Annotated in this window: 7 protein-coding genes and 1 pseudogene; 5 read left to right on the top strand and 3 right to left on the bottom strand. The window is 61.2% G+C overall.

The window, feature by feature from the left end:
• The first annotated feature begins 2 nt into the window (after nucleotides 1-2).
• Nucleotides 3-1,805, top strand: a complete 1,803-nt coding sequence (locus LOY52_RS02265) for an acyl-CoA dehydrogenase (RefSeq protein WP_258678040.1) — start codon at nucleotides 3-5, stop codon at nucleotides 1,803-1,805.
• Nucleotides 1,806-1,896: 91 nt separating this feature from the next.
• Here LOY52_RS02265 and LOY52_RS02260 read toward each other — a convergent pair whose 3' ends face one another.
• The 3 genes from LOY52_RS02260 to LOY52_RS02250 all read right to left on the bottom strand — a co-directional run bounded on the left by LOY52_RS02260 (nucleotide 1,897) and on the right by LOY52_RS02250 (nucleotide 4,463).
• A complete protein-coding gene (locus LOY52_RS02260) occupies nucleotides 1,897-3,834 on the bottom strand; it encodes a methyl-accepting chemotaxis protein (RefSeq protein ID WP_258678038.1) in 1,938 nt (645 codons plus the stop codon).
• Between the two features lie 99 nt (nucleotides 3,835-3,933).
• Nucleotides 3,934-4,236 carry a cell division protein ZapA gene (locus LOY52_RS02255; RefSeq protein WP_135294803.1) on the bottom strand — a complete coding sequence of 101 codons (303 nt, stop codon included), beginning with the start codon at nucleotides 4,234-4,236 and terminating at the stop codon, nucleotides 3,934-3,936.
• The gene (locus tag LOY52_RS02250) at nucleotides 4,233-4,463 is read right to left on the bottom strand and encodes a hypothetical protein (RefSeq protein ID WP_003220969.1); all 231 of its coding nucleotides are present in this window, start codon (nucleotides 4,461-4,463) and stop codon (nucleotides 4,233-4,235) included. Before LOY52_RS02250 ends, LOY52_RS02255 begins: the two co-directional genes overlap by 4 nt.
• Nucleotides 4,464-4,711: 248 nt before the next feature.
• Between LOY52_RS02250 and LOY52_RS27380 the strand changes: the two are divergent.
• The 4 genes and pseudogenes from LOY52_RS27380 to mscK form a co-directional block, all read left to right on the top strand.
• Nucleotides 4,712-5,464, top strand: a pseudogene (locus tag LOY52_RS27380) (MCP four helix bundle domain-containing protein); the annotation flags it as partial.
• A 30-nt stretch (nucleotides 5,465-5,494) separates the two neighbouring features.
• Nucleotides 5,495-6,367 carry a methyl-accepting chemotaxis protein gene (locus tag LOY52_RS27375; RefSeq protein ID WP_371917813.1) on the top strand — a complete coding sequence of 291 codons (873 nt, stop codon included), beginning with the start codon at nucleotides 5,495-5,497 and terminating at the stop codon, nucleotides 6,365-6,367.
• 303 nt (nucleotides 6,368-6,670) lie between these two features.
• On the top strand, nucleotides 6,671-8,413 hold the full coding sequence (locus LOY52_RS02240; protein WP_007967303.1) for a potassium/proton antiporter: 1,743 nt from the start codon (nucleotides 6,671-6,673) through the stop codon (nucleotides 8,411-8,413).
• Between the two features lie 34 nt (nucleotides 8,414-8,447).
• Nucleotides 8,448-11,801, top strand: a complete 3,354-nt coding sequence (gene mscK, locus LOY52_RS02235) for a mechanosensitive channel MscK (protein ID WP_258678036.1) — start codon at nucleotides 8,448-8,450, stop codon at nucleotides 11,799-11,801.
• Nucleotides 11,802-11,816 lie beyond the last annotated feature (15 nt).

The raw sequence follows: 11,816 nt of genomic DNA, 5'->3' as shown, positions 1-11,816 counted from the left end.
CCATGTCCGAGACGCTGCTCAGTTCCCGCAATCTGGCTTTCGAGCTGTATGAAGTCCTCGATGCCGAGGGCCTGACCCGGCGTGAGCGTTTTGCCGAGCACAATCGCGAGACCTTCGATGCGGCCATCGGCACTGCGCGCAGCATCGCCGAGAAATACTTCGCACCGCACAACCGCAAGGGCGACGAGAACGAGCCGCGCTACGAGAACGGCCAGGCGATGCTGATCCCGGAAGTGAAACCGGCGGTGGACGCCTTCCTTGAAGCGGGTTTCCTCAATGCCGCGCGCAGCTTCGAAGCCGGCGGCATGCAACTGCCGACATTGCTGTCGCAAGCCTGCTTTGCGCACTTTCAAGCGGCGAATGCGGCGACCACGTCTTACCCGTTCCTGACCATGGGCGCGGCCAATCTGATCGAGAGCTTCGGCAGCGCCGAGCAGAAACAGCGCTTCTTGCAACCGATGATCGACGGGCGCTTCTTCGGCACCATGGCTCTGACCGAACCGCACGCTGGCTCATCGCTGTCGGATATTCGTACCCGCGCCGAGCCGGCGTCCGACGGCACTTATCGACTCAAGGGCAACAAGATATTCATTTCCGGCGGCGATCATCCGCTGTCGGAAAACATCGTGCACATGGTCCTGGCCAAGCTGCCGGACGCGCCGCCGGGGGTGAAAGGGATTTCGCTGTTCATCGTGCCGAAGTTTCTGGTCAATGATGACGGCAGCCTCGGCGAGCGCAACGATGTGCTGCTGGCGGGGCTGTTCCACAAGATGGGCTGGCGCGGCACCACCTCAACGGCACTGAACTTCGGCGATAACGGTGAGTGTGTCGGCTATCTGGTGGGCAAGCCGCACCATGGCTTGAGCTACATGTTCCAGATGATGAATGAGGCGCGGATCGGCGTCGGCATGGGCGCGGTGATGCTCGGTTACGCCGGTTACCTGTACTCGCTGGAATACGCCCGCGAGCGCCCGCAGGGTCGAGTGCCGGACAGCAAGGATCCGAGCACGGCGCCAGTGGCGATCATTCAGCACGCCGATGTAAGACGCATGCTGCTGACGCAAAAATCCTACGTCGAAGGGGCCTTTGACCTCGGTCTGTACGCGGCACGGCTGTTCGATGACACCACAACACTGGAGAACGAAGCCGAGCGCAAACAGGCGCATGAGCTGCTGGATTTGCTGACGCCGATCGTCAAATCCTGGCCGTCGGAGTTTTGCCTGAAGGCTAACGAACTGGCGATCCAGATTCTCGGCGGCCATGGCTACACCCGCGAATACCCGGTTGAGCAGTATTACCGCGACAACCGTCTGAACCCGATCCACGAAGGCACCCACGGTATTCAGTCGCTGGACTTGCTCGGGCGCAAACTGGCGCAGAACGGCGGCGCTGGGCTCAAGCAACTGATCCGCCTGATCGCCAACACTGCCGAGCGCGCGACCGCGTATGAATCGTTGACCGCACTGCGTGAGCCACTGGAGCAACTGGTGGCTCGCCTGCAAACAGTCACCATCGGCCTGCTGACCGATCTGGCGCAGGGCAAGGTCAACAGCAGCCTGGCGAATTCGGCGCTGTACCTGAAAGTGTTCGGGCACACGGTGATTGGCTGGCGCTGGCTGGAGCAGGCGATTCGGGCTGAGGAAGGCTTGGCCAGGGGAAATGCGGCGGATGCTGACTTTTATAAGGGCAAGCTGCAGGCGGCGCGGTACTTCCTGACGTGGGAAGTACCGGGTTGTCATCATGAACTGGCGTTGCTGGAGGCGCGGGATGATACGTGCCTGAACATGCAGGATGCGTGGTTCTAAAAGCAAAAGATCGCAGCCTTCGGCAGCTCCTACAGGGAACGCATTCCAATGTAGGAGCTGCCGAAGGCTGCGATCTTTTGATCTTGATCCTTTAGCTTAACTTGAACCCACCCATCTGCCTTGCCAGATCATCCGCCAGCTTCTGCAACATCTGGCAATCCTCACGACACGCCCGCACTTCGCCCGCCGTGGCTCGGGCCAGATCGGAAATCCCCTGCACGTTGCGGTTGATCTCTTCAGTCACCGCCGACTGTTCTTCCGTCGCGGTCGCAACCTGATGGTTCATGTCACTGATGCGTTCGACCTGCCCGGTGATCGCGGTCAACGAAGCGCCAGTACGCTGGCTCGACTCAACCCCGGTACCGGTCGCCGCCTGGCCGGTGCGCATCGATGACACGGCATTCTCGGCGCCTTGTTTGAGGCTGCCGATCATTTGCTGGATTTCGTCGGTAGACGCCTGAGTCCTGCGCGCCAAAGTGCGCACTTCATCCGCCACCACGGCAAACCCGCGCCCCATATCTCCGGCGCGCGCCGCTTCAATCGCCGCGTTGAGCGCCAGCAAGTTGGTCTGCTCGGACACGCCGCGAATCACCGCCAGCACCGAATCGATCGACGCTACCTGATGCGCCAGCTCTCCCACCGCGCCCGCCGCTACGCCAATCTCATCGGACATGCTTTCGATATGACGGATCGAACCGCCGACCACCTCCCGCGCCTGCATTGCTTCATCGCGAGCAGTTTGTGAAGCCAGAGCGGCGTTGCCGGCGTTCTGCGCGATTTCCTGCACGGTCAGGCCCATCTCGTGCACCGCCGTGGCGACCATGTCGGTCATTTCCTGCTGGCGCCCGGAGCGTTCGGCGGTGTTTTCCACCACTTTCGCCACTTGGCCGACCGCCGTGCGCAAGCGCTCGCTGGTGGTCAGGACTTCGCCGATCAGCCCGCGCTGGCTGTCGAGAAAACGGTTGAAACCTCGGGCCAGATCGCCCAGTTCATCGGCGCGACTGGAATCTAACCGATGGGTCAAATCTCCACCGCCGCTACCGATCGCTACCAGCGCGGCTGTTACCTGACGAATCGGTCGCACCAGCCCTTGGGCCAGCCACACCACCAGCGCCAGGCACACCAGTGCCACGGTCAGACCGATGCCGCCACTCATCCACATCGCCTTGCGGGCTTCGGCGTAGATCTGCGATTGCGGCACTTCGGCCACCAGCGTCCAGCCCAGATCGCGCAGCGGCAGGCTGAAGGCGAGGAAGTCTTCGCCATCGCGCTGGAAGGAACTGTTGGTGGCAACTTTTTGACCCATGACCGCTTGCGCCGCCGACGCGCCAATCTGCTCCGTGAGGGTGCGCTTGCCGCTGAACTGCGCCTCGGGATGGACCTGGATCAAACCGTCGGAACGCACGAGATAGACCTTGCCGCGCTCGCCAAAGCTGAAGTTGTGGATCAGCTCCGACAGCTCTTTCATGCTCAGGCCCAGCCCCGCGACGCCGACCACCTTGCCGGCTTGCTCGACCTTCAAGTCGATGAACAGCGCCAATTCTCCGGTGGCGCCATCGTTGTCGATGTTCAGGGTGCGCGGCTGATGGCTGTCGAGAAAGGAATAGAACCAGGCGTCGGCCGGTCTGGCCCGACTCAGGGTGCGATCCAGACCTTTTTCGGTGATGTAGTGATTGGATTCGGTGCCGATGATCAACGCGGTAAAAGCTTTATGTTCGGCGCGGATGCCTTCCAGATACTGCGCGAAGGCTGCCGTTTTGCTGCTGTCTTCACCCGCTGCCAGCCAGTCACGCACCATGCTGTTGCTGGCGATGTCTTTGGCGGCAGTCAGGGGTTGGACGAGGATGCGTTCGATGTCGTTGCGCGTCGCTTCGATGCTCGACGGCAGCGCTTGTTCGACCAGATAGCTCTGGGCGAGGCGGTTGACCACCAGGGTATAAATGCCAACCACGATCAGGATGCTGACCAGCAGGGCGGTGCCCATGCTGAGAATCAGCTGCCATTGAATACTGCGTCGCCACAACTGCATGGAGCACCCCCAAAGAATAAGTGGCCGAAACAATGCAACAGCCGTGCCGATTGTATACAACCCGATCGACAATCTATTCTTTGGTTGTGCGCAACCCTATCAGCCCTGACTGATGGTCTTGGCGATGGTGTCGACCGTGGCGCTGACTTGCTCTTGGTAACGGTCGAGTTCTTCCTGGTGCTGCTTCTTCATTTCGATCTGCTGCGAACACAGGTTCATCGCTGCCAGCACCAGCAAGCGGTCACCGATCAGCGTCGGGTATTTGCGTTTGGTGTCGGCCAGTGCGGCCTTGAGCATCAGTGCGGCGTCCAGCAGGGTCTGTTCTTCCCCGGCCGGTGCCTTGATCGAATAGTCCTCCCCGAGAATGGAGATGACTTTTACCCCTGCTGTGTGGTGGTTCATGCGCTGACAGGACCTGCGTTGACGCGATCAACCAGAGCCTGGATGCGTGCAGCGGTGGCGCCGTGCTTCTCTTCCTGTTCCATCAGGCTCAGTTGCAGGCTTTCGTTTTCATCCTTGGCCTGGGCCAGTTCCGTGGACAGGGTCTGGTTGGTTTGCGTGAGGGTCTGGTTCTGTTGCACCAGGTCGCTGACGAGCTGTTCCAATTGGCTGAGGGATGCTTCCAACATTTTGATCTTCCAGGCGTTTTTCAAAGGGCGCGTACGATAAAGAAAAGTCACTGCGGATGCCAGGGTTATACCGGCGCAAGGCCTTGATTTTCCTGGCGGCCGACCGTTCTCGCGAGTTTAAAAGACTGTGATCTGCCGATCTGGTTCCTGCACTTCGTCGCTCAGGCCCATATGCGACAAATACGCACAGTGCCTCAAGACTTTAGTCGTATGACCGATAAGTCATCCATACAGCAGTCTCAGCCCGCATGGATGCGGCCCTTTTTGGTATCCGCGCCATGTCCCTTCGCAACATGAATATCGCCCCCCGGGCGTTCACCGGCTTCGCCCTGATCGGCGGCCTGATGCTGATTCTCGGTGTGTTCGCCCTGAACCAGATGAGCAAAATCCGCGGCGCCGCCGAGGACATCACCAACAGCAGTGTGCCGAGCATCAAGAACCTCGACGAGTTCACCCAACTGACCTTGCGCCTGCGAGTGCTGTCCTACCGCTTGCTGGTCAACCGCGAGCCGGACGTGCAGCAGAAGACCATGGAACTGCTGGACACCCGCAACCAGCAGATCCGCGCCGCCCAATCGGCCTATGAGCCGTTGATCAGCGGCCCGCAGGAACGCGCAGCCTACGATCAATATGTGCAGTTGCTCGGCCAGTACCGTCAGATCGAAGACCGGATGAAAACGCTGTCGCGCAACAACCAGGTGGACGAGCTGCGCAACCTGCTCAACACCGAGTTGCTGAACAACTCCGAAGCGATGAACACCGTGCTCAACCGCCTGATGCAGATCAACGGCGAGCAGATCAGCCAGACCAATCAAGAGGCGGTCGACCAGTATTCCTCGGCGTTCAATCTGGTGGTCACCCTGCTGGTCGTGGCGACCGGCCTGACCTTCCTGTTCGCCTGGCTGCTGACCATCAGCATCACCAAGCCGATTTCCAAAGCGCTGGACGCGGCGGAAACCATCGCCGAAGGCAACCTGACCCAGCCGATCCACGTCGACGGCACCGACGAAGCCGGGCGTCTGCTGGCGGCCATGGCCAAGATGCAATCGAAGCTGCGCGACACCTTGCAGCGCATCTCCGGCTCGGCCACCCAGCTTGCATCTGCAGCGGAAGAACTGAACAGCGTCACCGACGAAAGCGCCCGTGGCCTGACCCAGCAGAACAACGAAATCGAACAGGCTGCCACCGCTGTCAACGAGATGACCAGCGCCGTGGAAGAAGTGGCGCGCAACGCGGTCAGCACTTCGGAAGCGTCTAAAAACGCCACCACTTCGGCCGGCGACGGCCGCGACCTGGTGCAGGAAACCGTCAGCGCCATCGAACGCATGAGCGCCGACGTGCAGAGCACCGCGACCCTGATCGGTGATCTGGCGAATGAATCCCGTGACATCGGCAAGGTGCTGGACGTGATTCGTGGTCTGGCGGATCAGACCAACCTGCTGGCCCTGAACGCGGCGATTGAAGCGGCACGTGCCGGTGAAGCCGGGCGTGGTTTTGCCGTGGTGGCCGACGAGGTTCGTGCGCTGGCGCATCGCACCCAGCAGTCGACCAGCGAAATCGAACGGATGATCGGCAGCATCCAGAGCGGCACCGAACACGCCGTGGATTCGATGCGCAACAGCACCGAACGCGCCGAATCGACCCTGAACATCGCCCGTGGCGCCGGGATGTCGCTGGACACCATCAATACCGCGATCGTCGAGATCAACGAGCGCAACCTGGTGATCGCCAGCGCCGCTGAAGAACAGGCACAAGTGGCCCGCGAAGTCGATCGCAACCTGGTGAACATCCGCGACCTGTCGGTGCAATCGGCCACCGGCGCGAATCAGACCAGTGCGGCGAGCAACGAGCTGTCGCGGTTGGCGCTGGATCTGAACAATATGGTTGGGCGGTTCAGTCTGTAACAACATTTACCTTGAAGTAAATGAAATCTCTGTGGCGAGGGAGCTTGCTCCCGCTCGGCTGCGCAGCAGGCGCAATCCAGCCACTGCGTCTGCTCTGAAAAAACCTTTGCGTCTGATTTTTGGGGGCGCTGCGCGCCCCAGCGGGAGCAAGCTCCCTCGCCACAGTCATCACATGCCGCACCTGCTGCGTGAGCACGCTGTAAAAAGCTTTTTGACAGCATCACATTTCAACAGGTTAGAATCGCTGGCACGCAGACTGCATGGTCAGTTTGTGCCCGTCTTTACGCTTCTGGAGTACTGCCTTTGAATGCAACGACCATCAACAGCCTGTTCTTGATCGGCGCGTTGCTGGTAGGTGCAAGCATTCTTGTCAGCTCACTTTCCTCCCGTCTCGGCATCCCCATTCTGGTCATCATCCTCGCGGTCGGCATGACGGCCGGGGTCGATGGCGGCGGGATCATTTTCGATAACTACCCGACGGCCTATCTGGTCGGCAACCTCGCACTGGCGGTGATCCTCCTCGACGGTGGCTTGCGCACCCGCGTTTCGAGTTTCCGCGTGGCCCTGTGGCCGGCGTTGTCGCTGGCGACGGTCGGGGTGCTGATCACCACCGGGCTGACCGGCATGGCCGCGGCGTGGCTGTTCGACCTGAACCTGATTCAGGGCCTGCTGATCGGCGCCATCGTCGGCTCCACGGACGCCGCCGCAGTGTTCTCGCTGCTTGGCGGTAAGGGCCTCAACGAACGGGTGACCGCCAGCCTGGAAATCGAATCCGGCAGCAACGACCCCATGGCGGTGTTCCTCACCGTGACTCTGATCGACATGCTCGCCAGCGGCCAGACCGGCCTGCATTGGAGCCTGTTGACCCACCTGATCCGCGAATTCGGTATCGGTGGCGTGATCGGTCTGGGCGGTGGCTGGCTGATGCTGCAACTGGTCAACCGGATCAACCTCGCCACCGGCCTGTACCCGATTCTGGTGATCGCCGGCGGTCTGGTGGTGTTCGCCCTGACCAACGCCCTGCACGGCAGCGGCTTCCTCGCGGTGTACCTGTGCGGTCTGGTGATCGGTAACCGCCCGGTGCGCAGCCGTCACGGCATTCTGCACATGCTCGACGGCATGGCGTGGCTGGCGCAGATCGGCATGTTCCTCGTGCTGGGGTTGCTGGTCACCCCGCACGATTTGCTGCCCATCGCCCTGCCCGCCCTCGGCCTGGCGCTGTGGATGATTCTGTTCGCCCGGCCGCTGTCGGTGCTGGTCGGCCTGCTGCCCTTCAAGGCGTTCCACGGTCGCGAGAAAGCGTTTATTTCCTGGGTCGGTCTGCGCGGCGCGGTACCGATCATTCTGGCGGTTTTCCCATTGATGGCCGGGTTGCCGAATGCGCAGCTGTACTTCAACCTCGCGTTCTTCATCGTACTGGTGTCGCTGCTGGTGCAGGGCACGAGCCTGCCGTGGGTGGCGAAACTGTTGAAGGTGACGGTCCCACCGGAGCCGGCGCCGATTTCCCGTTCGGCACTGGAAGTGCACATCACCAGCGAGTGGGAGCTGTTCGTTTACAAGCTCGGCGCCGAGAAATGGTGCATCGGTTCACCGCTGCGTGATTTGAAAATGCCTGAAGGTACGCGCATCGCAGCACTGTTTCGTGGCCAGCAACTGCTCCATCCGTCGGGTAGTACGGTGCTGGAAGTCGATGATTTGCTGTGTGTTATCGGCCATGAACACAACTTGCCAGCGCTCGGAAAACTGTTCAGCCAAGCGCCGCAACGCGGTCTGGATCTGCGCTTCTTCGGCGACTTCGTGCTCGAAGGAGACGCCCAGCTTAAAGCGGTTGCCGCGCTGTATGGCCTACCGGCCGAAGGCATCGATCCGGACATGACCCTGGGTGCGTTCATTGCCCACAAGGTCGGGGGTGCACCGATCGTTGGCGACCAGGTGGAGTGGAACAACACCCACTGGACGGTTGCGGTCATGGACGGGAACAAGATCGGCAAAGTGGGCGTCAGATTCCCCGAAGGAAGTCGCCCGGGCCCCGGTCTCTTCCTCTAAACTGCGTCCACTCTCACTTGCTTGACCGGTCTCTATGCCTACCCTGCGCTCCTTCTTTTTCGCGGCCCTGCTGGGCCTGAGTCTTTCCGTCGGCCCGCTCTACGCCGCCGAACCGCCGTCCAGCGAAGCCGTGCAGGCCAGCCTCGACAAACTGGCCGACAGCAAACTGCCGGATGCCGACAAGAAGTCTCTACAGACGGTCCTGCAAACCACACTCAATCAACTCAACAGCCGGCGTGATTACGACCAGAAGCTGATCGACCTCAAGCAGCAACTGGCTTCCGCCCCGCGGCAGACCATCGAGAACACCCGCGAACTGGCACGCCTCAAGGCCACGGCGGTGGTACCGGTGGCGCAGCGCTTCAGCAAAGAGTCGATCCAGCAGCTGGAGCAGATCCTCACCGATCGCTCGACCCAGCAAAGCGACCTGCAAAAGGCCCTGGCCGATGCCAACAGCCTGATTATCACTGCCCAGACCCGTCCCGAGCGGGCGCAGGCGGAAATCTCTGCCAGCCAGACGCGCATCCAGCAGATCAACAACATCCTCAAGTCCGGCAAGGACGCGGGCAAGACCGTCAGCGCCGAGCAGCGCGACCAACTGAACGCCGAGCTCGCTGCGCTGAACGCACTGATCCCGCTGCGCCGTCAGGAGCTGGCCGGCAACAGCCAGTTGCAGGATCTGGGCAACAGTCAGCACGACCTGCTCTTGGAGAAATCCGACCGTCTCGATCGCGAGATCCAGGAACTGCAGACCCTGATCAACCAGAAACGTCTGGCGCAATCTCAGGAAACCGTGACCCAGCAGTCGATCGAGGCGCAAAAGGCCGGCGGCAGCAGCCTGCTCGCCACCGAAAGTGCGGCCAACCTCAAGCTCTCCGACTACCTGCTCAAAAGCACCGACCGCCTCAACGAAGTCACCCAGCAGAACCTGCAGACCAAACAGCAACTCGACAGCCTGACCCAAAGCGACTCGGCCCTCGACGAGCAGATCAACGTGCTCAAGGGCAGCCTGCTGCTGTCGAAGATTCTCTATAAGCAGAAACAGGCGCTGCCCCGGCTCAAGGTCGACCGCGATCTGGCGGACCAGATTGCCGACATTCGCCTGTATCAGTTCGAAGTCAGCCAGCAGCGCGAACTGCTGAGCAATCCGGCGACCTACGTCGACAACCTGCTTTCCACCCAGCCGCCGGAACAAGTCACCCCGCAGTTGCGCAAGAGCCTGATGGAACTGGCCAACACCCGCGCCGACCTGCTGGAGCGTCTGAACCGCGAACTGAGCGCGGTGCTCAACGAATCAATCACCCTGCAGCTCAACCAGAAACAACTGCTGAGCACTGCGCAAAGCCTGCGTGCGACTCTCGACGAGCAGATGTTCTGGATTCCCAGTAACAAGCCGCTGGACGCTGAATGGATTCGCGGCGTGCCGGAGCGGCTCAAGCGCCAGATCGACACCCTGCCGCTGGCCTCAAGCCTGAGCGAGCTGACCGACGGTCTGACCCAGCGCCCGTTGCTGTTCCTGCCACTGGCCCTGTTGATTGGCGCTCTGCTGTGGCGGCGCAAGGCGCTGTATGCGCGACTGAACAAGGTTCACCAGGACATCGGGCACTTCAAGCGTGACAGCCAGTGGCATACGCCACAGGCGATTCTGATCAACATTCTGCTGGCGATGCCGGTGGCGCTGGGTCTGGGTCTGTGCGGTCTGGCCTTGCAGATCGACGCCCGCGGGCAAAACGCCAACATGGGCGCGGCGTTGCTGCAAATGGGTCAGGCGTGGCTGGTGTTCTACACCGCTTACCGGATTCTCTCGCCGGGTGGCGTGGCCGAGTTGCACTTCCGCTGGGACAAACCGCAGGTCGAGTTCCTTCAAGGCTGGATCCGCCGCCTCGGGCTGGTGGTGATGGCGCTGGTGACCGTGGTGGCGGTGGCGGAACTGCAACCGGCGGCGCTGGCCGACGACGTCATCGGCATGCCGGTGGTGCTGACCTGCTACGCGCTGATGGCATGGCTGCTCAGCCGACTGCTGATCAGCAGCCCGGCCCACGAAAACACCTCGCTATTCCGCAAGGCCGTCGGCGTGATGTTCACCCTGCTGCCGATCGCCCTGTTCGTCGCGGTGTGCTTCGGCTACTACTACACCGCGCTGAAACTCAGCGACCGGTTGATCAACACCCTGTACCTGCTGATGTTCTGGCTGGTGATCGAAGCCACCTTCGTCCGTGGTCTGGCGGTCGCCGCACGCCGTCTGGCCTACCAGCGAGCCCTGGCCAAACGCCAGGCCGCGAAAGAAGCCGGCGACGGCGAAGCGGTGATCGAAGAACCGACGCTGGATATCGAAAAGGTCAACGAACAGTCCCTGCGCCTGATCCGTCTGGCACTGCTGGGCGGCTTCATCGCCGCGCTGTACTGGGTCTGGGCCGACCTGATTTCGGTGTTCTCGTACCTCGACAACATCACCCTCTACGAATACACCAGCGGCACCGGCGCCAACATGAGCATGGTGCCGATCAGCATCGGCGACATGCTCGGCGCGCTGATCATCATCGGCATCACCTTCGCCCTCGCCCGCAACCTGCCGGGTCTGCTGGAAGTGTTCGTGCTGTCGAAACTCAATCTGGCACAGGGCAGCGCCTATGCGACCACGACGTTGCTGTCTTACGTGATCGCCGGCGTCGGTTTTGTCTCGACCCTGTCGACCCTCGGCGTCAGCTGGGACAAGTTGCAATGGCTGGTGGCGGCGCTGTCGGTCGGCCTCGGTTTTGGTATGCAGGAGATCTTCGCCAACTTCATCTCCGGCATCATGATCCTGTTCGAGCGTCCGGTGCGGATCGGCGACACCATCACCATCGGCAACCTGTCGGGCACGGTGAGCAAGATCCGCATCCGCGCCACGACCATCACCGATTTCGACCGCAAGGACATCATTGTCCCGAACAAGACGTTCATCACCGGGCAACTGATCAACTGGTCGCTGACCGATACCATCACCCGCGTCACCCTGAAGCTCGGCGTGGACTACGGCTCCGACCTGGATCTGGTCAAGGAACTGTTGCTCAAAGCCGCCCGGGAAAACCCACGCGTTCTCAAGGAACCCGAGCCGCACGTGTACTTCCTCAACTTCGGCGAAAGCACCCTCGATCACGAACTGCGCATGCATGTACGTGACCTCGGTGACCGCAACCCGGTGATCGACGAAGTGAACCGCTTCATCAACCGCGAGTTCAAGAAGCAGCACATCAACATCTCGTTCCGGCAGATGGAGGTGTACCTGAAGAACCTCCACGGTCAGGAATACAAGTTGGTGCCGATCGAGGACGAGAACAAAACCATCGTACCGATCGGCGCCGAGCAAAAGCCGCTGCAAGAGCCGCCGCCGGCCAAACTCGACTAACCGGTCTGATCCCAG

The sequence above is a fragment of the Pseudomonas sp. B21-051 genome (assembly GCF_024748795.1).
GTDB lineage: Bacteria > Pseudomonadota > Gammaproteobacteria > Pseudomonadales > Pseudomonadaceae > Aquipseudomonas > Aquipseudomonas putida_A.
Note: the sequence above shows the minus strand (reverse complement) of the source record. Positions and strands in the feature narration are given on the sequence as shown.